The sequence below is a fragment of the Nocardiopsis alba DSM 43377 genome (assembly GCF_000341225.1).
GTDB lineage: Bacteria > Actinomycetota > Actinomycetes > Streptosporangiales > Streptosporangiaceae > Nocardiopsis > Nocardiopsis alba.
This window is the reverse complement of the sequence record NZ_ANAC01000005.1, coordinates 117,822-142,595: the sequence shown is the minus strand read 5'-3', so window position 1 is coordinate 142,595 and position 24,774 is coordinate 117,822. Positions and strand designations below refer to the sequence as shown.

The following is a 24,774-nucleotide window of genomic DNA, read 5'->3' as shown; positions in this document are numbered from 1 at the left end:
GGAAACAGCGAAAGGCCGCCGCTCGGGGACGATGTCCCTCGAACGACGGCCTTTCACTCGTGGAGGTGGCGGGAATCGAACCCGCGTCCTTCAGCACCGAGCCAGGGCTTCTCCGGGTGCAGTCCGTGGTGCCGTTCTACTCGGCCCCGACGCTTGCACGAACACATCGTCGACAGGCCCAGCCACGAAAATGTCCCACTCGGGCCCCGTGGCCTGATCCGAGCGGTGAGTCATCTGGCTGATGCCGGACCCCGAGCCGATGACGAGCTCAGGCCGACAGAGTCACAATCGCTTAGGCAGCGAGAGCGAACTCAGTGCGCTTGGAATTGGCACTTGAATTTACGTGAATGCAGGATTAACGAGGTCACAGACACAACCCTCGACCCGCTTCCCCTGGAACGACTACCGAAGTCGAAACCGATCACCCCCTGTGAAGTTGTCAAGACCACCTGGACCCGAGGGCCGGGCGGCCGACATGCGAGTGCGAACACCCGCGTATCCGTCACTCTACCCGTAGAACAGCACGGGGACCAAGCCGATTCCCGGCACGGGGAGGGAATCGAGATCGATCCCGGAACAGGGAGAAACCCCCGTGAGGCGGACACAAGAGAGGTCGACGCGGCTCACGGGGGCGGCCGGCAGGGTCGGGCCGACCTTCAGACCGGCAGGATCTCCCCCGAGATGAGGTCCTGCCTCATCGAACTGGTCCGCTACCCCCTGTCGCGGGCCCAGTCACCCGGAAAGACGCTCGCGAGGCCGTGAAGGGTTGCCCCGGGTCTCACCTCTTTTCGAACCCGTCGTCGAGATGCCCGTTCACCCGCCCTGAGATCACCCCGGTCACCCGGACCGAGGCGCTTCCCCGGGCTCTGTGAGGCACGTGAAAGACCCCGGGGCCGGCGTGGGAGATCGAGTCCCTCCACACCGACCCCGGGGGCCGTCGATCGCGTCATTCCCTAGTGGTCCGGCCCGGCCTCCGTGCCGGGGAGGGAGTCCGGGTTCACGGCCTCGCCGAGAGGAGGCTGCTGCTGTCCCTCGACCGTCTCCTCGGTCTCCGGAACACCGTGCGCCACACCGTTGAGGAAGCCCGTGGCCGCGGTCACCGCGTACTGCTGCCACATGGTCATCTCGGGGTCGACCTCGGCGAGCACCGCGAAGGCGATGTCGCCCTGGTAGCCGACGAACCAGTGCAGGGAGGTGTCGTCCTGCTCGGCCCTGGCGGCCTGCCCGTACACCGGCTCCTCCCCGACCCCGACCTCGGGGAAACGGTTGGTGACGGCCTCGCGCAGACCCTCGCGGATCACTTCGAGGTGCGCCTCGTCCAGCGAGCCCTCGGTGGCCGGAGAGGGGCCCTCCTCGCGGACGAGGGTGGGGCCGTTCCAGGAGCCGTCGGCGATCGCGGCGGCGGCGAGGGCCATCCCGAGCGGGCTCACCTCGACGCCGTCCTCACCGATCATGGCCGCGGCCGCGTCGGCGTCACTCGAACCGACCTCGACGGTGCCGGTGGAAGTGGGCAGCGGAAGCTGCCAGTCGGCGCCCAGCCCCAGGCGCGCGGCCGAGTCCTGGATCTGCTCGGCGCCGACCTCGGAGGCGACGTCGACGAAGCCGACCGTGCACAGGAAGGCCAGGTTGCGGGCCAGGTCCGGGTCCCCGGCGAGGAAACCGCCACTGGGGTTGGTGAAGGTCCGGTCGCCGACCTCGGACTGATAGTCGCAGGGCATCGGGCTGTCCGAGGTGACCGCACCCGATTCCAGGGCGGCCAGGGCCGACACCATGGTGAAGGTACCGCCGGGGCTGTAGGCCCCGGTGAAGGCGGCGTCGTCGGTGGCCTGTCCGGAGGCGTTGGCCGCGGCCAGGACCTCACCCGAAGCGGTGTCGACCGCCACGAGGTAGCCGTCGCCCGGCATGCCCTCCAGGGCGCTCTCCGCCGCCCTCTGCACGTTCAGGTCCAGGGTGGTCTCGATGCCACCGCTGCGGACGCCCTCCCAGGACTCCAGGACCGCGGTCTGCTCGCCGTCCTCGCCGAGGGTGACCACCTGGGTGGTCGCGTTACCGGCGAGTTCGTGCTGGAAGAGGTTCTGGAGGCCGCTCAGACCGACGGTGTCGCCGGCCTGGTAGGAACCGGCCACGCGGGAGGAGACCCGGTGCTCGGCCGTACCCGCGACCTCTCCCACCAGGAAGGGCGAGACCCTCGGAGAGAGGTTGATCTCGATCTCCTCGGTCTGCACCCCGGCGATCTTGCCCGCCTCGCTCAGCAGGGTGCCGTCCACGCTGGAGTCGCGCATGAGCACCAGTGGCTGGAACTGCTCGGGTGGGGCGGAGCGCACGCGGTTGAGCAGCGGGTCGGGGTCCTCGTCGAGGAGTTCCGCCAGCTCGGTGACGCCCTCCTCCTTGTCGTCCATCTCGGCGGGCAGGACACCGAAGGCGGTCACGCTGTCCGCGGCGACGAGGGGTTCGCCCGAACGGTCGAAGATCTGGCCGCGCTCCTCGATCTCGTAGCTGACGGCCAGCCGCTCGCCATCGTCGAGATCGGGGTGGACGACCGAGGACGACCAGTCGATCAACCAGCCCTGCGGACCGTCGGTCAACGGCATGCGGCCGGTGTAGTTCCACACCGGGTCGCCGATACCGAGGTCCGCGGAGACCTCGAACTCCGCGAGGGCCTGGTCGCCGTCACGGGTGATGGTGCCCAGGTCGAAACGGACGGAGGCCAGGTCGAGCTGGTCGTGCACGTCGGCCAGCGCCGCCTCCACCTCGGCCTGGTCGCCGTTGGTGAACCCGGCGGCCCGGGCGTGGTCCCCGTCCTGCCAGGAGAGCAGGAAGGACCTGACGGCCACCTCCGGGCTGGGGTGGGTCGTACACGCCGCGAGGGACAGGGCGACGAACAGGCCACTGCCGGCGGCCGCGATCCTGCGGCCGAGGGGACGGGGGGACACCTTGTGTGTTCCTTTCAGGCGCCTCGACGTAAGAGGGCTATCGCCGACGGCGAAGCGCGCGTTCCATGTCACGCTTGGCCTCACGTTCGGCGATCGCATGGCGCTTGTCGTACTCACGCTTACCGCGGGCCAGAGCGATCTCGACCTTGGCCCGGCCGTCACTGAAGTACAGGGACAGCGGGACCAGCGTGCGCCCGGGTTCCCGGGTCTTGCCGATCAGTCGGGAGATCTGCTCGCGGTGCAGGAGTAGCTTACGTGATCTACGGGCCGAGTGGTTGGTCCACGTGCCCTGTGAGTATTCCGGGATGTGGACGCCTTCGAGCCACACCTCGTTGTCGTGGATGTGCGCGAAGCCGTCCACGAGGGAGGCACGTCCTTCTCGGAGGGACTTCACCTCGGTACCGGTCAGGACCAGGCCCGCTTCGTAGGTCTCGTCGATGTGGTAATCGTGCCGGGCCCGGCGGTTCTGGGCGATGAGCTTGTGCCCGGTTTCCTTCACCACGGTTGTATCCCTTCATGAGTCCGGGGGGCCAGTGGCCCCCCGGTACCCGGCGCCCACCCGAGGGCCGTCAGACCTTCAGGTAGCGACGCAGGGTGAGGAACGAGGTCACGGTGCACAGGAGCACACCGAGGATGACCGAGACGCCGATGACGTAGAGCAGGGCGCCCGTGCCCAGGGCGACGTCGAACTGGAACCAGTCCTCGATCCGGGTGAGCAGCGTGAACCTGGTGGCCACGATGAACCCGGACGCGATCACACCACCGATGAAACCGGCGATGGCGCCTTCGAGAAGGAAGGGGAGCTGGATGTAGAAGTTCGAGGCGCCGACCAGGCGCATGATGCCCGTCTCGCGGCGCCGGCTGTAGGCCGACAGCCGGATGGTGTTGCCGATGAGCAGCGCGGCCGCGGCCAGCTGCACGCCGGCGACGACCAGGGCCGCCCACTTGAGGCCGTCGAGCAACCCGAAGAACTGTTCGAGGACGCGTTGGTCGTTGGACACGGAGTCGACGCCGTCGGCCCCGTCCACGGCGTCGCGCACGGCGTCGTAGTTGTCCGGATCGGTGAGCTGCACCCGGTAGTTGTCCGGGATGTCACCCTCCTGGGCCGCCTCGGCCAGGGCCTCGTTCGAGGAGCCGATGCGGTCCTGGAAGTCCTGCCAGGCCTCGGCCGCGGTCAGGTAGCGGTAGCTATCGACCTCGGAGAGGGAGTCCAGCTGCTGCTCCAGGGCGGCGCGGTCCTCGTCGGTCGCGGCACCGTTCTCCTGGCAGGCCGCGGTCGGCGAGATCTCGTTGCACATGTAGATGGTCAACGTGATCCGCTGGTCCCAGTAGTTGCGCATCTCGGAGACCTGCTGGTTGACCAGCAGACCGGCACCGAACAAGGCGAGGGAGATGGCCACCGTGGTGATGACGGCGATGGTCATCGTCAGGTTGCGACGCAGGCCGATCCACGTCTCGGAGAGAACGAATTGTGCTCGCATGATCTGTTAAAGGTCCATCCTTCGGGGCTTCGCCGTGCCGGTGGTCTCGCGGTCGCCGACCGACGCCCGGCGACGAGTGCCAGGGGTCAGTACGCCTGGCCGTAGACGCCGCGCGTCTGGTCGCGCACTACCAAGCCCTCTTCAAGCTCGATCACGCGCTTGCGCATCGAGTCGACGATGGCGGCATCGTGGGTCGCCATGACGACGGTCGTTCCCGTGCGGTTGATTCGGTCCAGCACCTTCATGATGCCGATGGAGGTCGCCGGGTCGATGTTTCCGGTGGGCTCGTCGGCCAGCAGGATCTGCGGGCGGTTGACGAAGGCGCGGGCGATGGCCACACGCTGCTGCTCACCACCGGAGAGTTCACCGGGCATTCGTCCGGCCTTGCCTTCGAGGCCGACGAGTTCCACGACCTCGGGCACGACCTTCTTGATGAACCGCCTGGGCTTACCGATGACCTCCAGAGCGAAGGCGACGTTCTCGAAGACGTTCTTGTTCGGCAGCAGGCGGAAGTCCTGGAAGACGCAGCCGATGCGGCGACGCAGGTGCGGAACCTTCCAGTTGGACAGGCGCGCGAGGTCCTTGCCCGCGACGTGTACGCGCCCCTTGTCGGGCTTCTCCTCCTTCAGCACCAAGCGAAGGAAGGTCGACTTACCCGAGCCGGACGGGCCGACCAGGAAGACGAACTCGCCCTTGTCCACGTCGATGGAAACACCGTCGAGCGCGGGGCGCTTCTGGGTCAGGTACTGCTTGGTGACGTTATCGAAGTGGATCACAGGCGCATCACAAGGCTCTCGAAGGTAAGGGCACCCGGCGGAGGAGCTCCGCACGGGATCGTACCGGCCGCATGGCCAACCGACAGTTTAGAGGGGACGGTGGCCCGGATTGTCCAGGTCCCGTCACGCCCAAGAGATCTGTGGAGATCAGTGCACTATCGGACAACAGCCACGAGCATATCGGAGGTGTCAACCGATGATAACGTTCACATATAGCAGTTTCGGTAAAACCGCGGAGACGTGGACGCCACCTCCGGACCACGATCCATCGTGGTCGCCGGGACTGTACACCGGCCACGTCCGAAGCGCGACCGGGCGTGTCCCCGCCCCGGGGGCGGGGACGTACCGGTGCGTTCCTACTCGTTGTTCTCGCGGCTGCGCATCCACCGGATCTCGGCGTCGATGAAGCCGTCGATGTCCCCGTCCAGCACGCCCGAGGTGTTCCCGGTCTCCATGCCGGTGCGCACGTCCTTGACGCTCTGGTACGGGTGCAGGACGTAGTTGCGCATCTGGGTGCCCCAGCTGCTCACCGAGTCCCCGCGCAGCTCGTCCAGGGCCGCCTGCTCCTCCTGGCGCTTGCGGGCCAACAGCTTGGCCTGGAGCATCGACATCGCGGTCGCCTTGTTCTGCAACTGCGAACGCTCGTTCTGGCAGGAGACCACGATGCCGGTCGGCATGTGGGTGATCCGCACCGCCGAGTCGGTGGTGTTGACGCCCTGACCGCCGGGCCCGCTGGAACGGTAGACGTCCACGCGCAGCTCGGTCTCGTCGATCTCGATGTGGTCGCTCTGCTCCACCATCGGCACGACGTCCACGCCCGCGAACGAGGTCTGACGTCGGTTCTGGTTGTCGAAGGGCGAGATGCGCACCAGACGGTGGGTGCCGTGCTCGCCCCGCAGGGTCCCGTAGGCGAAGGCCGACTTCACCGCGAACGAGGTGGACTTGATGCCCGCCTCCTCCGCGTAGGAGGTCTCGTAGATCTCCGTGGGGTGGCCGTGCCGCTCCGCCCAGCGCAGGTACATGCGCTGCAACATCTGCGCCCAGTCCGCGGCGTCGACGCCACCGGCCTGGGAGTTGATGGTGACGATGGCCTCGCGCTCGTCGTGCGGGCCGTTGAGGAGCGTGCGCACCTCCAGCTCGCCGATCTCCTTACGGAGCTGTTCGAGCTCGCGGTCCGCCTCGGCCCTGGTGTCGGGGTCGTCCTCGGCCTCGGCGAGCTCGTAGAGCACACCGAGATCGTCGAGACGCCGCCCGATACCGCCGACCTTGTTGACCATGGACTCCAGGGTGGAGAGGCGACGCGTCACCTTCTGCGCGTTGTCCTGGTCTGCCCACAGTTCGGGGTCGGCGGACTGCTCACGCAGCTCGGCGATCTGGGTCTGCATCGCCTCCAGGTCCAACACGGCGGTCACACTCGCCAGGGTCGCCGCGAGTTCCTTGATCTTCTCTGCTGGGTCCAGTTCTGCCACGGACCCAGTGTAGGACCCCGGACGGGGCCCGGGCCCCGTCCAGAGGCCGAAGGGGCGTACGGATCGCTCCGTACGCCCCTCACGTGAGGCCCCGGTCCCACCGGGGCGCGCGCCCTATCCCACCAGGGAGCGGATCGACCGCAGGGCCACCGAGAGGGTGGCCAGGTCGAAGCGCTCGTTCTCCTGGATCTCGGAGAGGGTGATGCCCGCCCTCTGGACGGCCGTCTCGTTCTGTTCGGTCCAGCCGGCGATCAGCTCGTCGTCGGAGACGTCCGTGCCCGACTCCAAGACCCGACCGGTCAGGTCCGCGTGCGCGGCGTACAGGTCGTCGCGCAGGGCCGAACGGGCCGTGGTGACCCAACGGTCGTCACGGGGCAGATCGATGATCCGCTCACGCCACCAGCTGATGTTGAAGCGGTCCGCCAGCTCGAAGTAGAGCGCGGCGACCCGACCGACCGGGCTGCCGGTACGGTGCGCGATCTCCACCAGGTCCAGGGTGGAGTAGGCGGGCACCATGACCGCGACCCGCTCGGCGAGCGCGGCCGGCACGCCCATCTCGGTGTAGCGGTCACGGCGCTCCTCGAACGCCTCCCGGTCGCGCCCGCGCAGCAGGTCCACCAGCTGCGGGAGCACCTCGCCCACACCCTGGGCGAAGAACCCGATCTCGGTGCCCAGGTCCAGCGGGAAGGTGCGGTTGCGCAGCAACCAGCGGGCCGAGCGCTCGGCGAGCTTGCGGATCTCCAGCAGCAGGACGAGCTGGCTGTCGACGGAGATCCGGTGGTCCAGCGCCTCGATCTCGCCCCACAGGTCGCGCAGGCCCAGGACCTCCTGGACCACCAGGTAGGCGCGGGCGATGTCCGCGGCGCTGGAGCCCAGCTCCTCGTTGAGACGGAACGCGTAGGTGATCCCGGACCGGTTGACCATCTGGTTGGTCACCTGGTTGACGATGATCTCCTTGCGCAGCGGGTGCGAGGCCACCTCGGCCGCGAACTCCTCCGAACGCAGCGGCGTCGGGAAGTAGTCGGTCAGGGTCGACGCCAGGTAGGGGTCGTCGGCCAGGTCCGACAGGGCGATCTGCTCCTTGAGACTGATCTTGGTGTAGGAGAGCAGGGTCGCGAACTCGGGTCCGGTCAGCCCCTTGCCCGCGGCACGGCGCTCGGCGATCGTCTTGTCGGAGGGCAGGTCCTCCTGCTTGCGCTTGAGGACCTTGGTGCGCTCCAGGTGACGCATGTAGCGGCCGTGGACGTGCAGCATCTCCCGGGCCTGCTTGCGCGCGGCGGCCAGGACCGTGTTCTGCGCGTAGTTGTCCTCCAGGACCAGCGACGCGACCTCGTCGGTCATGTCGATGAACAGGCGGTCCCGGTCGGCCTTGTCGAGCTTGCCGGCGCGCACCTCGCGGTCCAGCATGATCTTGATGTTGACCTCGTGGTCCGAGGTGTCCACACCGGCCGAGTTGTCGATGAAGTCGCTGTTGACGCGGCCGCCCTCGCGGGCGAACTCGATCCGGGCCGGCTGGGTCAGACCCAGGTTGCCGCCCTCGCCGACCACCTTGACGCGCAGCTCGGAGGCGTCCACCCGGACCTGGTCGTTGGCCTTGTCGCCCACCTCGGCGTGGCTCTGGGTGGAGGCCTTGACGTAGGTGCCGATGCCGCCGTTCCAGAGCAGGTCGACCGGGGAGGTCAGGACCCGACGGATGAGCTCGTCCGGGGTGAGCGCGGTGACGTCGGCCTCGATGCCCAGGGCCTCGCGCATCTGCGGGCTGACCGGGATCGACTTGGCCGTCCGCGGGAAGACGCCGCCGCCCTCGGAGATGAGGTCGGCGGAGTAGTCCTCCCAGGTGCTGCGCGGCAGACGGAACATCCGCTCACGCTCGACCCAGGAGGTGTGCGGGTCGGGGTCGGGGTCGACGAAGACGTGCCGGTGGTCGAAGGCGGCGATCAGCTTGATCTGCTTCGACAGCAGCATGCCGTTACCGAACACGTCACCGGACATGTCGCCGATGCCGACGGTGGTGAAGGGCTGCTCCTGGACGTTCACGCCCATCTCGCGGAAGTGGTACGTGACCGATTCCCAGGCGCCCCGGGCGGTGATGCCCATGCCCTTGTGGTCGTAGCCGACCGAGCCGCCGCTGGCGAAGGCGTCGCCCAGCCAGAAGCCGCGCTCGTTGGAGATGCCGTTGGCGATGTCGGAGAAGGTCGCGGTGCCCTTGTCCGCCGCCACCACCAGGTAGGAGTCGTCGGCGTCGTGGCGGACGGTGCGCTCGGGGTGCACGATCCGGCCGTCGACCAGGTTGTCGGTGACGTCCAGCAGGCCGCTGATGAACTGCTTGTAGCAGGAGACGACCTCGGCCATCACCTCTTCGCGACCGCCGTCGGGCAGACGCTTGCAGACGAAACCGCCCTTCGCGCCGCTGGGCACGATGACGGAGTTCTTCACCATCTGCGCCTTGACCAGGCCCAGGACCTCGGTGCGGAAGTCCTCGAACCGGTCGGACCAGCGCAGACCACCGCGGGCCACCGAACCGAAGCGCAGGTGGACGCCCTCGACGCGCGGCGAGTAGACGTACATCTCGTACCGGGGCCGCGGGTTGGGCAGGTCCGGGATCTCCTGCGGGTTGAGCTTGAGCACCAGGTACGGGCGCGCCTCGTCGCCGCCCTGGTAGTGGTTGGTGCGCAGGGTGGCGTTGATGACCGCCAGGAACGAACGCAGGATGCGGTCGTGGTCCAGGCTGGCCACGCCCTCCAGCTCGCCCTTGATCTTGCCGATGACGGCCTCGACCCGTTCGGTCCGCCCCTCGTCGGCGCGATCCGGGTCGAAGCGCTCCTCGAAGAGCTCCACCAGGAGGTTGGCGATCCCGACGTTGGCGACGAGCACGTCGGCCAGGTAGTCGGGGGTGAAGGTGGAGCCGGCCTGACGCAGGTACTTGGCGTAGGCGCGCAGCACGGTGAGCTGACGCCAGTCCAGCCCGGCGCGGACCACGAGGGCGTTGAAGCGGTCGGACTCGCCCAGGTCACGCCAGGAGGCGTCGAAGGCGTCCTCGAAGAGCGTGCGCAGACGGCCCGGGGACAGGTCGGAGGAGGGGATCGGGCCCAGACCGAAGTCGTAGATCCAGATCCTGCCCACGCCCTCGGCGTCCAGGGAGTAGGGGCGCTCGTCGACCACCTCGACACCGAGGTGTTCCAGAACCGGCAGGACCCGGGAGAGCGAGATGGGCTCGCCGATACGGGCCAGACGGAAACGCCAGGAGAAGTCGTCGCCCTCTTCCTCGGGAAGGTAGAGCGAGGCGGTGAACTCGCCCGCCCGCTCGTCCGGGGAGGTGCGCTGGATCAGGGCCTCGATCCCGGCGATGTCCCGGGCGGCGGTGGTGGGGCTGTTGTCGACCTTGTAGGCCTCGGTCAGCCCGGCGCCGTAACGCTCCTTGAGGGTGGTGGCCCGGGTGGGGCCGAACTCCTCGACGAGCGCGTCGTCGAAGTCGACGTCCCAGGAGCGGGCGGCCTGGCGGACCTTCTCCTCCAGGGCGACCTGGTCGATGTCGGCCAGGGTGTGCCCGTGCTGAGCGCGGGCCACCAGGTACAGGCGGGCCAGCGGGGCGGCGCCGATCATCACGTTGTGGTCCATCGTCGCGCCGCGGAAGGCGTCGGCGAGGACGTTCTGGATGTCGAGGCGGACCCGGGTGCTGTACTGGTCGCGCGGCATGTACACGAAGCAGGACATGTACCGGCCGCCGTACGGGTCACGGCGCATGAACAGCTTGGTGCCGCGACGCTCGCGCAGACGCAGGACGCCGCGGACGATGTTGTACAGCTCGCCCACCGGAATCTGGAGGAGTTCCTCGCGCGGGAAGGTCTCCAGGAGCTCGATGAGGTCCTTGCCGTCGTAGCTGTCGGCCTCGAAGCCGGCCTGGGCCAGCACCTCGGCCTGCTTACGGCGCAGGATCGGGATGTGACCGATGCTGGTGGTGGCGGCCTGCGAGGTGAACAGTCCGAGGAAACGGCGCTCACCGACGATGTTGCCCTGCTCGTCGAACTTCTTGACGCCGACGTAGTCGAGGTACTTGGGGCGGTGGACGGTGGCGCGGGAGTTGGCCTTGGTGAGCACCAGCACGTAGGGCTCGCGGGCCTTGGCGCGGATCTCCGGGGGCAGGGCCGCGAAACCGCTGGAGGCGGGCGAGTCCATGCGCAGGATGCCCAGGCCGGTGCCGGGCTCGGGGCGCAGCGACTCGTCGCCGTTCTCGTCGGTGACCAGGGCGTACTCGCGGTACCCCATGAAGGTGAAGTTGCGGTCGGAGAGCCAGCGCAGGAACTCGACGCTCTCGCCGATCTCGCGGGGGTCGACCCCACCGGAGACCAGACGGTCGGAGTAGGCGGAGACCTCGTCGGCGATCCGGATGATCCGGTCGCTCATCTTGGCGGCGTCCTCGTCCACCTGGCGGACGTCGCCGAGGACGGACTCCAGCCTCTCGGTGATCTCCTTGACGCGCTCGGGATCGCTCTGCCGGTCGATCTCGATGTGCATCCAGGACTCATCGAGGGGCAGCAGGTCGTCACCGCCGATCTCGGGGTCGACCTCGCGCAGTCGGCCGGTCACGTCACGGCCGACGGTCATCTGGGGGTGGATGACGACCCGAACGCCCGTGGCCATCTCGGCCAGGGTCATGGTCACGGAGGAGACCAGGAAGGGAGCGTTGTCGGTGACGATCTCGACGATGCTGGTCTGCTGCTCCCAACCGTCCCGTTCGAGGTCGGGGGTGTAGACCCGGACCTTGGCGCGCCCCTGGGCACGCTCGGTGCCGAAGGACAGGTGGGCGGCGGCGGTCCCGCAGATCTGCTCGGGGCCGCGACCGCTGATCTCCTCCGGGTCCGTGTGCCGGTAGTAGAGGGGGAGCAGGCGGCGGACCTCGTCGGCGGCCTCGGGACTCAACCGTGTCCCGGGGTTCCATCGAGAGGCCGCGTCACTGAGCAGCTTCTGGAGGATGACGTCGGATTGCCCGGACATAGGGATCTCTCACTCCTTTGTGAGCAACGTCGCACGAGCGCTGTGAAGAACACTCGAAGGGTGTGACGGGCCGGCCGATTCTCCGGTCGCCCCGCCGGGAGAGTGAACTTCTGTGCTGGGTTGTGACTTCTCGTGAACCCCTTGAGGCGCAAGGGATCCACGAACATGGTGGTCGGGTCGGTACCTGTGCGCACAGGCGATATGGAACGAGGCGACGGGACACCGTTGTCCCACCTCGGAGGCGCTTCCGCGAGCGGAAACGCCCGCCCCCACCGTAGCGGGGACCGCGACCAGGCTACTGCTTTTCGCGTCGGAGAACAGGATCGACACCGTTACATGGCGGTTACGTATGGTCTCCACCGGAAGGTGAAGCTCGGTGGCGACGCACACAGAAGCACACGCCCTCCATCGACGACACCTTCCGTCGTTATCGACACGTTACCCCACGATGGTTTAGGGATCACCTTCGGGCGTACCCGCAGGCTACTTGGGGGTCGCCTGGTGCACGGCGGTCATCACCGCTCGGGGGTCGCCCAACTCGGGCAGGACGATCTTGGCGCCCGCCTCACGCAGCTGCCCCTCGGTCGCGGAGTCGTTGAGCACCGCGATGGGGGTGGCGCCTCCGAGCAGGGCCGCGCGCACGTCCGGAACGGAGCCGGTGATGAACACCGTCTCCTCCTCCCCGTAGACCCGTCCCCCCTCGCCCGCCGCGTGCAGGCGGATGGACTGGATCAGGCTGGACTTGGGGTAGTTCACCGAACCGAACCCGCCCATGGACAGGTCCAGGTAGCGGTCCAGGTCGAAGGCGACCAGCTTGGCGGTGGTGTTGGCGCGCGTACCGCCACTGACCACGGTCTGGACCGTGTCCGGCATGGAGGCCACCGCGGCCAGCGAGGCCGCCGCCCCGGGCATGACCCGCCCCTTGGCCGGGATCTGGTCGGCCCGCCTGCCGAAGGTCTCCTCCAGGGTCGCCAGGAAGTCGGACAGGATCTCCCCGTCCGGCTCGATGTCGACGTAGTTGCGGGCGCAGAACTCGAAGAACATCTCGGAATCGGTTCGACCGGCCGACGACGTCAGGTAGACCAGCGGCTCGCCGGTGACCTTCTCGAAGGCCTCGGCGTAGGCGGCCCGCATGACCTGCCCGACGTCGAGGAGGGTGAGGTCGACGTTCCATAGCACCAGGCGGCTGATGGCTGCTCCTCGGCGTTCGGGGATCGGGGACGACCCCATTTTGCCGTATGGGCGATTCAGGGAGGAAACGGTGTCCCGACCCGGCCGGCCGGCGACGCTTCGAGCATGCGTCCACCCCCGGCCGGCACGGACGCCGGTCGGGGGTGGAACGGAGCTCGGCTCAGACCTGGGAGGGGAGGGTGGAGACCAGACGGGCGAAGGCGGACCACTCCGAGGCACCTACCGCGAGGAAACCGTCCCCCGGGTTCTTGGAATCACGGATGGCGGCACCCGCCGGCAGATCCGCCACCTCGACACAGTTGTCTCCGCCGGACGAGTAGGAGGACTTACGGAAGGCGGGCGCCACCTGCGCGACCTCGACGCAGTTCTCCTGGGCAGACGAGTAGGAGGACTTACGGAACTCCAGCAGCATGATCAGGCTCGCTTGTCGTAATCGGCGGCGATGGACTCGATGAGGTCGAGGGACTTCTTCGGGTCCAGGGCCAGATTGTGAACGGCGTCGAAGATCAGCCTATGTCGATCGACGTAGGCCTCATCCTCCACGTACAGGGATTCCACCCCGGTGGAGATACTGACGATCCCTGGCTCCGGGCTGGGGAACTCCAACAGGGCGAAGGCACCGTCCATCGCCGTGTGCGCTCCGGCTTCAAAGGGCAGCACCAGGATGGTGACCTTGTAGTGGGCGGCCATACCGATGAGAAAGCGGAGCTGTTCGGTCATCACCTTTCGTGATCCCACCACTCGGCGGAGGGCCGCCTCATCGATCACACAGATGAACTGTGGACCACCAGGGGCGTCGAGCACGCCTCGACGCGCCATACGGGAGTCCACCTTGCGCTGGGTGTCCTCCGGCGGAACGACCTGACTGGATTCGAAGATCGCCGTGGCGTAGGCCGGGGTCTGCAACAGGCCGGGGATCAGCAATGACTCATATGAGCGGATACGGACCGCCTCGGCCTCCAGGTCGGGCAGGGCCCCTGGGAAAAGGTCGGCATATTGATGCCAATCGCTGCGCCCGCGAGACTCCTCGGTCAGACTGAGCAGATGCGCCCGGTCCTCCCCCTCCACTTCATAGAGGTCGAGCAGAGCCTCTACATCCGTGCGCTTCGGAAATTTCCACTCGTTGCGTTCCGATCGCGTCAGCTTGCCCGTGGACCACTCGAGCCTTTCGGCCACCGCAGCGGCGGACATGCCCTTCTCCTCACGGAGCTTCCTGAGAGCAGCGGACAACCTGCGCCGCCGCACACCGGGCGAATGCCCACCAGCCACGAAAACCCCTCCAGACAGCGCCTTGGTACCTCGATCGTAGTAGCCGACACCCCCAAGGCAATTTTTTAAGCCGACTACAAAAATTCATTGAAATACTGACTGACTAGGAACATACTGGAGTCAGTGGCACACCCATACCGGGTGTCGCCTCCTCTACGTAGGGAGTTGACTCCATGGCGTCGACGATCACGTCCGAATCCGATCTGTACACCGAGGTCATCCAGATCATCCGGGGCGGTGAGCCCGACGACGAGGGGATCCCGCTGGCCGGACGGATCTCCCCCTTGGCCCCGAGCCTCAACACGCGCACCTGCGCCTGTTCCTCCGTCCTCTTCGGTTTCGGCTTCTGGGAAGCGCTCGAACGCCTGAACCCCTACCGCAAGGACAGCGACATCTGGATGCGCGTCTTCGCCGAGGGCGATGACGAGGGCGACCTTCCCGAAGGCGCACAGCTCATCGAGACGAGGCGGGTGAGCTACCGCGTCCGATAGACACCCGTTCCGTGCCGTTGGGCGGTGCCACCCTCGTACCGTGGCGCCGCCCATCCGCACGGATGACCGCCCCCTCGATTGGAGTCTCCATGACGACGCTGTGCCCCACCCATGGCCCAGAGCAGGCCCCGCTGAGTGTTCCTAGCGCCGCCGACTGCGGAAACTGCGGCGGTTCCGGAAAGGTCTGGCTCGAAAGCGACGGTGGTGGCCCCTGGAAGGGTAAGCAGTTGGTCGACTGCCCGATCTGCAACGGAAGTGGTAAGGCGTGAACATGGACGACCTGCACGCCAGGCTCGTGGAGAGGCTGGACACCTCCGAGACGCTGCGTGCGGCCTTCGCCGACCATCCCCGGCACCGGTTCATCCCCGACCTGGTCTGGCCCGACATCCAGGGATTGCCGCTCATCCGCTCGGCCGACCCCGAACGGTGGGCCGCCTACGTCTACGACGACGACGCGGTGGTCACCCAGGCCAACGACGGGGGCAGTGGGGCCATCAATCACCCCTCCTCATCCTCGTCAGCTCCCCAAGTGATGGCCGACATGATCGCCGCCGCCAGGATCGAGCCCGGTATGCGGGTTCTGGAGATCGGCACCGGCACCGGCTGGAACGCGGCGATCCTCACCTCTCTCGTCGGACCCACCGGATCGGTGACCTCCCTCGAAATCGACCCCAAGGTGGCCCGGCACGCACGCGATCGACTGTCGGGGGCTGCGGTCCGGGTCGTCGAGGGGGCCACGCCTCCAGAGGGTGTCTACGACGCGGTCATCGCCACGTGCTCCGCACATCGGGTCCCCGACGATTGGACACGTCATCTGGATGAGGAGGGGCTACTCGTCCTCCCCTGGGCGCCCTACGAGGCGGGCGGTCCAACTCCCGTCGCAGCCCTGGCCGGTGGGCGGAGCGGGAGCTTCGTCCGGGACGGCTCGTTCATGCGCGACCGGGGCCAACGCGTACCGCGACAGAGATTCCCCGGCATGGACAGGGAGGTCGAACGGAAGGGCACGCTCCCCTATGGTTCCCAGGACCTACTCGACCAAGACCTGCTCACGCGTCTGGTACTGGCAGCACCCGAACTCATGGTCAGCGTGGGCGTGCGCCCTTGGACGGAGGGGACCGCTCCTATCGTCGCCCTGAGTGCCGAGGACTCCTGGGCCTACATCTGGCCGGACGGTTCCACCACAGGCGGTGGCCCACGCGACCTGCCTCGGGAGCTCGACCGGGCCTACAGCGAACTGGACGGGGCGGGCCGGCCCGAACTATCGGAGTTCACGCTGGAGGTCTCCCCCGACCACCGCACCCACACGGTTCGCTCCGGGCCCCTCGGCCCCTGGCAGCATCGGCTCCGATGAAGGTTCTCCCCGGGATCGATCAGGAGGGGCGGGCCTTCGAGGTGACCCGCTTCGTCATGAGGGCGGACCTGGGCGCCTTGGACTACGACCTGAGAGTGGAGGACTGAATGGCCGGGCGACCACGCATCCGTGAGCGGACCGACGAGGACCTGGACGAGCTGGGCACCATCTTGACCCGGGTCCACGCCGAGGACGGCTACCCCGTGGAAGGGGTGGCCTCTCCCCGGGCCTGGCTGACCGACCCGGGCTTCCTCCGCTCCTGGGTGGCCGAACGTGACGGGGTCCTGCTGGGACAGGTGAGCCTGGCCGACCCCGAGGGGGCGGAGACGATCGCCCTGTGGAGAGAACGAACCGAGCGCGACATCGACGAGGTGGCGGTCCTGGCCCGACTGTTCGTCTCCCCCGAGGCGCGCGGACTCGGGACGGGAGAGGCGCTGACCCGTGCGGTGATGGAGCACGCTCGTGAGCACGACACCGCGCTGGTGCTGGACGTGATGGCCAAGGACCGGGCCGCGATCCGTCTCTACGAACGGCTGGGCTGGGAGCGTCTGGGCGACATCGTCCACGCCTTCGACGGCTACCCCGGGGCACCCGCGCACTGCTACGCCTGGACCTCCTCGACGACGTGACCACCGTGGGTCGCGAACCCCTGGGGTTCGCGGCCCGCGGTCGCGTCCGGTTCGCCGACCGACTCGGTCTCACCTCCACCGTGTGGATCCTCTACGAGGGGCGATGACCTCGGCCGGGCTCAGGTGGCGGGGTGGGGGATCACCGGCAGTTCGGCGGCGCCGTTGACGATGATCGAGGGGATCCTCGGGGGTTCGGCCCCGGGGGCGGCCGGCTCCAGGTCGGGGAGCGTGGCGAACAGTTCCTCCAGGGCCACCCGTCCTTCCAGGCGGGCCAGGTGGGCTCCCACGCAGAAGTGCGCGCCGAAGCCGAAGGACAGGTGTTCCTTGGACGTGCGGTCGGGGTCGAAGAGGTCCGGAGCCTCCGGGTGGAGCTCCGGGTCCCGGCCACCGCCGCCGAAGCCGACCAGGATCGCCTCGCCGCGCCGGATCAGCGCCCCCTCCCCCAGGTCGATGTCCTCGACCGCGTAACGCATGGGCAGGTGCATGACGGGCGGGTCGCGCCGCAGCGACTCCTCGACGACCTCCTCCGCCGACAGTTCCCCTCGAACCAGGCGTTCCCGCTGTTCGGGGTGGGTGAGCAGGGAGTGGACGGAGGAGGTGATGAGGTTAACCGCCGTCTCGAACCCGGCCCCGATCATGAGGAGCAGGGTGCCGACCAGTTCCTCTGAGCTCAGTTCCCCACGGCCCTCGTAGGCGGTGAGGTCCCCGGTCAGGTCCGGCGCCGGATGTTCCCTCTTGTACTCGGCCAGTTCTGCCAGCAGGCGGTAGATGTGGCCGCGGGTCTCGAGGGCCCGTTCGGGTGCGGCGGAGGTGTCGAGGAGGGCGTCCACCGCTGCCCCCAGGGCCTCTCTGCGTTCGTCGGGGACACCGAGCAGCTCGCAGATCACCCACATGGTCAGTGGCCAGGAGAAGGAGGAGCGCAGGTCCACGACGTCTCCGGGGGCGCTCCGGGCCATCTCCGCGATGAGCACGCGCGCCCGGTCCCGTACGGTCTCCTCCAACGCGCGGACGCGTTTGGGGGTGAACGCCGGGGAGACCATCCTGCGCAGGCGCCGGTGCTCCTCTCCGTAGCGGTTGAGGAAGCCCTCCATGAAGGTGAGCGCGCCCAGGGTCCAGCCGTCGGGCACCCGATCGCGGTCGGGCCAGTGCGCTCGGAAGTCACGGGAGACCCGGGGGTCGGACACCAGTTCCTTGATCGACTCGTAGCGGGTGACGGACCAGGCCACCACCCCTCCGGGGAGCACGGCCCGGACCGCGGGTCCTACCTGTCTGAGTTCCGCGGCCTCCGCTTGGAGGTCGCCTCCCGCCGGGTCCATACGGAAGGGACAGGCGGGTTCGTTCCGGTGTTCGTTTGCGCTGGGGGGCATGGCGGCCTCCGAGGACCGAACGAGAGAGGGCACTGAGCACGGAAGCGGGGTTTCGGCTCCGCGTCGGCGGCTTGGCCCTCTTTCTACGCCCGATACTCCTCTCCGACAACGGTTCCGGAACACGTTCTCCGAAAAAGTTCCGCCCCGGATCCCCCCCACGTCACAGGGGTTCTCCCCCGCCACACTCGCACGTGGGGACGCCCCCTTCTCTGGAGAGGAGGCCCCTCGCTCCCCGGAGAGGAACGACCTACTCGGTCGCCTCGTCGACGAGGTGGCGTGCCTCCTGGACGGCGAACCACATGAGCTCGTGGTCCTCGGCGGCGTCGGAATCCGGGTCCGCGGCCGCCTCCGCGATGTCCTCGGCGACGTCCGGGTCGTCCACGTGGACGGACTTGAGCCGCTTGTAGGGGACGGCGCCCTGGAGCAGGACCCGGGCCACATCGGCACCGTGCCGGGCCTCGTGTTCGATCGCGCGGTCGGGCATCTCGGCGGCCAGGACGACCCGACGGCGCGGGGCCGCGGGGTCGGCCGCCAACATCCGCAACGAGGCCTCGGCCGCCGCGTACATGGCGGCGTACTCGGCCTCCTCGGAGTCGCCGTCGGGGCCCGCGTCGGCCGTGAAGGCGGTCAGCGGGGTCCCCTCCAGGCGTCCCTCGTCGAGGAGGGCCGCCAGGGCGGGGACGGTACTGGGCAGGAAAACGTACATCGAAGGCTCCAAGGCGCGGTCGGTTTCCTACGAGTTTCCCAAAGAACCGGGACCGACCGTGCGGATGGAGCCCGAAGGCGGTCAGGCCGGTTGGTGTTCGGTCTCGTCCTCGGAGGCGAGGAAGCGGGCCAGCGCCCGGCGGGTGCTCTCCACGTCGGTGTGCAGGATGCCGGTCATGCCCAGCGCCTCGGCGGTCTCGATGTTGTGTTCGAGGTCGTCGATGAACACGCAGTCCTCGGGCGCCAGTCCCATCCGTTCGCAGGTGTGCAGGTAGATGCGTTCCTCGGGTTTGCGCATGCCCACCTCACCGGAGATGACCACGGTGTCGAACGTGGTGGCGAAGTGTTCGCGCGGGTAGCCGTTGCCCCAGGAGTTGGAGAGGAGCGCCGTGCCGGCCCCGCTCCTGCGCGCGGCGCGCAGGGTCTCGTACATGTCGTGCACCGGTTCGAAGCGCGAGAACATGCGGTGGATGAGGCCCTCCGCCCGTACCGGGCCACCGTGGGTGGAGCGCAACAGGGCGGCCAGGTCGCGTTCGAACTCGGCCGTGTCGATCTCGCCGCGTTCCAGGGCGTGTACGGGGTTGTCGGGCAGGGTGCCCTCGAAGTAGGGACGCATGACCTCGTAGTAGTGGTCCGCGTCGATCCGGTCGGCGTCGAGCCAGGCCCGGATGCCGTCGAGAAGAGGCGGTGTGAGAACACCGCCCCAGTCGGAGATGACCCCTCGTCGGGTGCCGTTCATCCGATCCCCTCCTTGGTGACCGTGGTCTGAACCACCGCCCGACCAAGGGGTCGGGCGGGCAACGGTTCTTCCCGTTCCCCGCCCTTTTCAACCTCGTGGGTGTCCCGGCCCCCGACCGGGGTCAGTACCGGAGTCCGGTACCGATGCCCATGTCGACCGCGGGGATGTCCACCGGGAGGATCCCGGTGGGTTCGACCTGCCCGGAGATGACCCTGGCCGCCGCGACCCGTGAGACCTCCACCGCCGAGTAGAGGGCGAGGTAGCCCTCGACGTCGGGGAAGGCCTCCAGGTCGTAGGGGCCGTCCTGGGAGACCACGACGACGGGGGTGCCCTGGGCCTGTCCGGAGGCGACCAGGGAACGCTGCTCCTCGGAGCTCCGGGCGCCGCTGGTGCCCACGACGAGCACGGCCTCTCCGCTCTCCACCACGTTCATGCCGACGTCGGCGAGAGCGGGGGCGATCCGGTCGGCCCCCGTCCCGGTGACCCTGACGTCGGTGCCCGCGGCGAGCGGCAGGAGGTCGTTCTCGTTGCGCAGGAGGGTGACCGAGGCGTCGGCCACCCGCTGGGCGGCCTCGGCGTGGTCGGGGTCCTCCATGGCGGAGGTGGCGGCGGCCGGGTCGACCGGCTCGGCCTCCAGGATGCCGCGCTTCTCCTTGAGGGTGAGGACGCGCAGGACGGAACGGTCGATGCGTTCCTCGTCGATCCGTCCGCTCTCCACGGCCTCGTGGATGGCGGCGACCGCCTCCTCGGGGTTCGGGGGCATGAGGAGCTGGTCGACACCGGCCTCGATGACCCGGACCGCGACCTCGCCGTCGGAGTGGCGCTGGCGCACGCCGTCCATGTTGAGGGCGTCGGTGGTGACCACGCCGTCATAGCCGAGCTCGTCGCGCAGGATGCCGTCGATGAGCGTCGGGGAGAGGGTGGCCGGGTCGGGGTCCTCGTCGCTCTCCAGCCCCGGCATGAGCACGTGGGCGGTCATGATCGAGTCGATGCCCGCCTCGACCGCCGCGCGGAAGGGCGGCAGGTGCTCGGCCTCCCACCGGTCCCGGGGGAGGTCGATGACGGGGAGGCCGCTGTGGCTGTCGACGTCGGTGTCGCCGTGGCCGGGGAAGTGCTTGGCGACCGGCACCACGCCGTTCTCGGCGTAGGCGTCGGCCTCGGCCAGCACCATCTCCGCCACCGCGTCCGGGTCGGAGCCGAAGGAGCGGATGCCGATCACCGGGTTGTTCGGGTCGGTGTTGACGTCGGCGTCGGGGGCGTAGTTGAGGTTGATCCCCACCGCGGTGAGCTCGTTCGCCGTGGTGGCCGCGCGCAGGGCGGCGAGTTCGGTGTCGCCGGTGGCGCCGACCGCCATCGCGTCGGGGAACAGGGTTCCCACCGGCATGCGCACGACGCGCCCCTGTTCCTGGTCGATGCCGAGGAACAGCGGGACCCCCTGTCCCTGTTCGGTGGCGATCTCCTGGACCCCCGCCGACATCCGGGCGATCTGCTCGGCGTCGTCGAGGTTGGCGTCGAAGTAGATGAGCCCGCCGGGGCGGTGGGTCTCGATCAGCGAGGCGTTCTCCTCGGCCGTGGTGCCCTGCGCGGACAGGACCAGGAGTTGGCCGATCTTGTCGTCCAGGTCCATCTCGGCGAGCAACCGCGGAGCCAGGACCGGCTCGAAGGGCTCGGCCGAGGCGCCCGGGTTCTGTTCGTTGTCCTCAGGCGAGGAACCCACCTCCTCGGGGGTCGTGGTACATGCACTGATCATCAGGGCCAGGCCTGCGCAGACCGGGACCAGGGCGCGCGGTTTCATTGGGGCTTCATCTCCGATGGAACGCTGGTTGCCGCCGGAGACTATCCGGTCCGCGCGAGTGGCGGGGGCCACCCTCGGGCCGTTCGGGCGCTCCGGCTCAGGTCCAGACGAAGAGGTCCTCCCCACTCGTCACCGCGCCGTCCACGTGTTCGCTCAGGGTGTCGGCGGAGGCGTCCAGGGCCACCACCGGCACCACGGAGGGTTTGCCGAGGGAGGCGACCGACCCCGGCGACCATTCGATCACCGGGGCGCCCGCGACGACCTCGGTGCCCTCCTCGGCCAGGAGCGTGAACCCCTCGCCGGCGAGCTGCACGGTATCGATGCCCAGGTGGACGAGGACACCGCGACGTGCGTCGGGCGCCATCACCACGAAGGCGTGCGGATGGAGTTTGACCAGGGTCCCGGTGATGGGCGCCACCGCCGTCTGACGGGACTCCTGGCCGCCTTCCTGTCCGGGCTCGGGGTGCACGGCGAGGCCGGGGCCGACCATGCTCTGGGAGAAGACCGGATCGGGCACCGTCTCCAGGGACATCGCCGTTCCGGTGACAGGGGAGAGTACGCGCAGCGCACCGTTCACGTCTGACATGGGGAAGGTCTTCCCTGAGGACGGGACTTCATCCGAGAACGTACCGACCAAAAAGGTCCGAGTCCTCTTGACCGCTCCCGTTCCGAGCCCTATGGACTATTCGAGAAGATCCTGGATCTCGTCGGTGAGGCTGTCGGCCTCGGGGCCGACGACGACCTGGACGACGTTCCCGGAGACCAGGACGCCGTGGGCCCCGGCGGCCTTGAGGTCGTTCTCGCGTACCAGCCCCGGGTCGGCGACCTCCGTGCGCAGCCGGGTGATGCAGGCCTCGATGTCCTCGATGTTGGCCGCACCGCCGAGTCCGGCGACGATCGCCTCCGCCTTGTCCGCCATGTGCCCTCCGTGCTTGAGATCGGGTGCCCCGCGGGACACGTCCGTGAGTCTGAGCCGAGCTTAGGGGTGGCGCATGCCACACGCCAGGGTCCTCCGCCGCGAGGTGTCCCGAAAGATCCTCGGGACACCTCGCGGCCACAGATCAGTCGGGGCGATCGGGACCCTGGTCCGACGATCGCCGGGGTGGCGCGTCCCCACCGCTCTCCGACCCGGCGGTCGAGGAGACGGGCGCCGCCGCGTTCTCCTCCGGATCGGCCTCGCGGCCGGGGGTGGGGAGGTTCAGCCTGGTGATGAGCAGGTAGAAGATCCCGAAGTAGACCAGGAAGTAGAGCACCCCGAACAGCAGCAGGATCCCCAACCCCTGGGTGTTGTCCTTCGTGGCGTTGAGCAACAGGTCGATCAGGCCTGCCGAGAAGCCGAAGCCCAGTTGCACGTCGAGCGCGTTCATCACGGCCATCGAGACGCCGGTGAGCACGATGTGCACCCCGTACAGCAGGGGGGCCACGAAGATGAAGGCGAACTCCACCGGCTCGGTGATGCCCGTGACGAACGCGGTCAGCGCGGCCGGGATCATGATCGACCCGATCTGAGCGCGGCGTGCCGGGGCGGCGGCCAGCCACATCGCCAGGGCGGCCCCGGGGACGGCGAACATCAGGACGGGGAAGAAGCCGGACAGCATGCCGCCCGCGTCGGGGTCCCCGGCGAAGTAACGGGTGATCTCCCCGTGCGTGGTGGTGCCGTCATCGGATGTGTAGGAGCCGGAGACGAACCAGATGAACGAGTTGACCACATGGTGCAGGCCCATGGGCAGCAGGATGCGGTTGATGACCCCGTAGATCCCCGCGCCCAGGGCTCCGGCGCCGATGATGCCCTCGCCCAGGTTCTGGATCCACATGCCCACGACGGGCCAGAGCACGCCGAGAGCCACACCCATGAACAGGCCGGCCAGGGCCGTGACGATGGGCACGAAGCGGCGTCCGCCGAAGAAACCCAGCCAGGTGGGCAGCTTGATCCGGTGGTAGCGCTGCCACAGCACCGCGGCGATCAGGCCGATCGCGATGCCGCCGAGCACGTCGGTGGGGTTCTTGACCGCGTGGTCGATGACCGGGGTCAGTTCGTTGAGGGTCTCCGGATCGGTGACGGGTTCACGGGTCACCGGGTCGACCGGGAGCGGATAGGAGGTGACCTGGTAGCCGAGGTCCCCCTGAGGACCGTCGAAGGTGGCCATCGTCCAGGTGGCGACCCGGTCGAAGACCAGGTAGCCGACGACGGCGGCCAGCGCGGTCGAACCATCGGCGCGTTTGGCGAAGCCGATGGCCACACCGATGGCGAAGAGCAGCGGCAGGGCCTGGAAGATCGCGTCGCCCGCCGTGCCCACGGCACCGGAGACGGGGTCCATCCAGCCCATGCCGGGCATACCGGCCAGTCCTTCGGCCCCGAGCAGGTCGGGTTGCCCCAGACGGAGCAGGATCGCGGCGGCGGGCAGGACCGCGATCGGCATCATGAGACTGCGACCGAGCCGTTGCAGCACGGCCAGCGCGGACGACCCGCGCTTTCGTCCCGGAGTGGGTTCCTTCGAGGGTTTCGCCGAACTGTCGGCGGCAGCGGGGTCCGACATGGTGGGGGGTCTTCCTCTCGACCGGGCGCCCCGGGCGGGCGCGGACGTCAGTCGCCGTGCCTGCGCGGGTCCAACCGTGAGTGCAGTTGGTAGCGGTCGGCACGGTAGGTGGACAGCGCCAGTTCCACGCACTGTCCCTTGGCGAAGCTGCGACGCTGCATGATCAGCACCGGGCTTCCCGCGGGCAGACCGAGGAGACGGGAGTCGGCCGAGTCGCAGATCCCGGCCTCGATGGTCTGTTCTCCGGAATCCAACAGGATGTCGAACTCGTTTTCCAGGACCTCATAGAGGGATCTCTCGGCGAGGTCGTAGTCCTCCAGGCCCGGGACCATCGCGGCGGGGATGTTGGAACGCTCCACCGCCATGGGCTCGTCGTCCGCGGTGCGCATGCGTTCGATGTGGTGGACCAGGGTTCCGGGAGCGATGTCCAGCATGCGCGCGGTGTGACCGCTGGCCGGGATGACCTGGCGGATCAGTTCGCGGGCGCCGGGTTCATAGCCCCGCGCGCGCATGTCCTCACTGAAGGAGGCCAGGACCAGGGACATCTCGATCTTGGGACGGGCGATGAAGGTGCCCTTGCCCGGTACCCGATAGAGCCGACCGTCGGCCACCAGCAGGTCGATGGTCTGACGCACGGTCATGCGGGACAGGCCATAGGTGGTGCTGAGTTCTCGCTCCGAGGGGACCATGTCGTCCACGCCCAGTCCGGTCGCGGCGATCCAGTCCAGGAGCAGATCACGGAGTTGGACGTACTTGGGCAGTGGGTTGTCCGGGTCGATCGCCATGGTCGGGAGGCCTTCTGGTTCGGCGGGCGGGGTCGGAGCGGGAAGTGCTCTCCTGATGTTCTCGCAGGCACGTCATGACCCGAAAAAACACGACCTAGACCCTAGCGCGCGACGGGTCCCGGCATCCGGTGTTCACCGGCTCTTCCGGGTTTCGACTGGTATAGTCCGGACTAGACCACAGCTTCGACCTTTGTGTCAATCCACCCGAACGCACCGGATCCGAAGCGATACGACGGCGGCCGGAACACCGGCCCCACGCCG

Annotated in this window: 20 protein-coding genes and 1 other RNA gene; 3 read left to right on the top strand and 18 right to left on the bottom strand. The window is 68.3% G+C overall.

From position 1 onward, the window contains the following. Positions 1–57: 57 nt before the first annotated feature. The 10 genes from ssrA to D451_RS0104255 form a co-directional block, all read right to left on the bottom strand. Positions 58–429: a transfer-messenger RNA gene (gene ssrA, locus D451_RS27205) on the bottom strand. 524 nt (positions 430–953) lie between these two features. Further along, the gene (locus tag D451_RS0104295) at positions 954–2,933 is read right to left on the bottom strand and encodes a penicillin-binding transpeptidase domain-containing protein (protein WP_017533533.1); all 1,980 of its coding nucleotides are present in this window, start codon (positions 2,931–2,933) and stop codon (positions 954–956) included. Between the two features lie 37 nt (positions 2,934–2,970). Then, entirely contained in the window at positions 2,971–3,435 is a 465-nt protein-coding gene (gene smpB / locus D451_RS0104290) for an SsrA-binding protein SmpB (protein WP_014911332.1), read from the bottom strand. A 67-nt stretch (positions 3,436–3,502) separates the two neighbouring features. Then, on the bottom strand, positions 3,503–4,414 hold the full coding sequence (gene ftsX / locus D451_RS0104285) for a permease-like cell division protein FtsX (protein ID WP_014912537.1): 912 nt from the start codon (positions 4,412–4,414) through the stop codon (positions 3,503–3,505). An 86-nt stretch (positions 4,415–4,500) separates the two neighbouring features. Further along, positions 4,501–5,190: a cell division ATP-binding protein FtsE gene (ftsE, locus tag D451_RS0104280; protein ID WP_014911876.1), complete on the bottom strand. Its 690-nt coding sequence runs from the start codon at positions 5,188–5,190 to the stop codon at positions 4,501–4,503. Positions 5,191–5,546: 356 nt separating this feature from the next. Further along, the gene (gene prfB, locus D451_RS0104275; protein ID WP_014911712.1) at positions 5,547–6,659 is read right to left on the bottom strand and encodes a peptide chain release factor 2; all 1,113 of its coding nucleotides are present in this window, start codon (positions 6,657–6,659) and stop codon (positions 5,547–5,549) included. Positions 6,660–6,773: 114 nt separating this feature from the next. Beyond that, positions 6,774–11,654 (bottom strand): NAD-glutamate dehydrogenase, encoded by a 4,881-nt coding sequence (locus D451_RS0104270; protein ID WP_017533532.1) that lies wholly within the window; start codon positions 11,652–11,654, stop codon positions 6,774–6,776. Between the two features lie 483 nt (positions 11,655–12,137). Continuing rightward, on the bottom strand, positions 12,138–12,884 hold the full coding sequence (locus tag D451_RS0104265) for an HAD family hydrolase (protein ID WP_014909538.1): 747 nt from the start codon (positions 12,882–12,884) through the stop codon (positions 12,138–12,140). A gap of 121 nt (positions 12,885–13,005) precedes the next feature. Beyond that, complete coding sequence (locus tag D451_RS0104260) at positions 13,006–13,257, bottom strand: DUF397 domain-containing protein (protein ID WP_014912782.1); 252 nt, start codon at positions 13,255–13,257, stop codon at positions 13,006–13,008. Positions 13,258–13,259: 2 nt separating this feature from the next. Then, a complete protein-coding gene (locus D451_RS0104255) occupies positions 13,260–14,114 on the bottom strand; it encodes a Scr1 family TA system antitoxin-like transcriptional regulator (RefSeq protein WP_017533531.1) in 855 nt (284 codons plus the stop codon). A 173-nt stretch (positions 14,115–14,287) separates the two neighbouring features. Between D451_RS0104255 and D451_RS0104250 the strand changes: the two genes are divergently transcribed. The 3 genes from D451_RS0104250 (at position 14,288) to D451_RS0104235 (ending at position 16,585) form a co-directional block, all read left to right on the top strand. Then, positions 14,288–14,605: a hypothetical protein gene (locus tag D451_RS0104250; RefSeq protein WP_014908268.1), complete on the top strand. Its 318-nt coding sequence runs from the start codon at positions 14,288–14,290 to the stop codon at positions 14,603–14,605. Positions 14,606–14,870: 265 nt separating this feature from the next. Then, the gene (locus D451_RS0104245) at positions 14,871–15,956 is read left to right on the top strand and encodes a methyltransferase domain-containing protein (RefSeq protein ID WP_017533530.1); all 1,086 of its coding nucleotides are present in this window, start codon (positions 14,871–14,873) and stop codon (positions 15,954–15,956) included. A 107-nt stretch (positions 15,957–16,063) separates the two neighbouring features. After that, positions 16,064–16,585, top strand: a complete 522-nt coding sequence (locus tag D451_RS0104235) for a GNAT family N-acetyltransferase (RefSeq protein WP_014910653.1) — start codon at positions 16,064–16,066, stop codon at positions 16,583–16,585. Positions 16,586–16,704: 119 nt separating this feature from the next. Here D451_RS0104235 and D451_RS0104225 read toward each other — a convergent pair whose 3' ends face one another. The 8 genes from D451_RS0104225 to D451_RS0104190 form a co-directional block, all read right to left on the bottom strand. Continuing rightward, a complete protein-coding gene (locus D451_RS0104225; RefSeq protein WP_026124816.1) occupies positions 16,705–17,952 on the bottom strand; it encodes a cytochrome P450 family protein in 1,248 nt (415 codons plus the stop codon). A gap of 247 nt (positions 17,953–18,199) precedes the next feature. Further along, on the bottom strand, positions 18,200–18,658 hold the full coding sequence (locus D451_RS0104220) for a DUF6912 family protein (RefSeq protein ID WP_017533526.1): 459 nt from the start codon (positions 18,656–18,658) through the stop codon (positions 18,200–18,202). Positions 18,659–18,739: 81 nt separating this feature from the next. Further along, positions 18,740–19,396, bottom strand: a complete 657-nt coding sequence (locus tag D451_RS0104215; protein WP_017533525.1) for an HAD family hydrolase — start codon at positions 19,394–19,396, stop codon at positions 18,740–18,742. 121 nt (positions 19,397–19,517) lie between these two features. Continuing rightward, positions 19,518–21,191 carry a glycoside hydrolase family 3 protein gene (locus D451_RS0104210; protein ID WP_017533524.1) on the bottom strand — a complete coding sequence of 558 codons (1,674 nt, stop codon included), beginning with the start codon at positions 21,189–21,191 and terminating at the stop codon, positions 19,518–19,520. A 97-nt stretch (positions 21,192–21,288) separates the two neighbouring features. Beyond that, the gene (locus D451_RS0104205) at positions 21,289–21,777 is read right to left on the bottom strand and encodes a PTS sugar transporter subunit IIA (RefSeq protein WP_014912279.1); all 489 of its coding nucleotides are present in this window, start codon (positions 21,775–21,777) and stop codon (positions 21,289–21,291) included. A gap of 96 nt (positions 21,778–21,873) precedes the next feature. Beyond that, the gene (locus tag D451_RS0104200; RefSeq protein ID WP_014911802.1) at positions 21,874–22,110 is read right to left on the bottom strand and encodes a glucose PTS transporter subunit EIIB; all 237 of its coding nucleotides are present in this window, start codon (positions 22,108–22,110) and stop codon (positions 21,874–21,876) included. A gap of 142 nt (positions 22,111–22,252) precedes the next feature. Next, positions 22,253–23,728 carry a PTS transporter subunit EIIC gene (locus tag D451_RS0104195; protein WP_017533523.1) on the bottom strand — a complete coding sequence of 492 codons (1,476 nt, stop codon included), beginning with the start codon at positions 23,726–23,728 and terminating at the stop codon, positions 22,253–22,255. Positions 23,729–23,775: 47 nt separating this feature from the next. Beyond that, positions 23,776–24,513 (bottom strand): GntR family transcriptional regulator, encoded by a 738-nt coding sequence (locus D451_RS0104190; RefSeq protein WP_014912080.1) that lies wholly within the window; start codon positions 24,511–24,513, stop codon positions 23,776–23,778. Between the last annotated feature and the right edge of the window lie 261 nt (positions 24,514–24,774).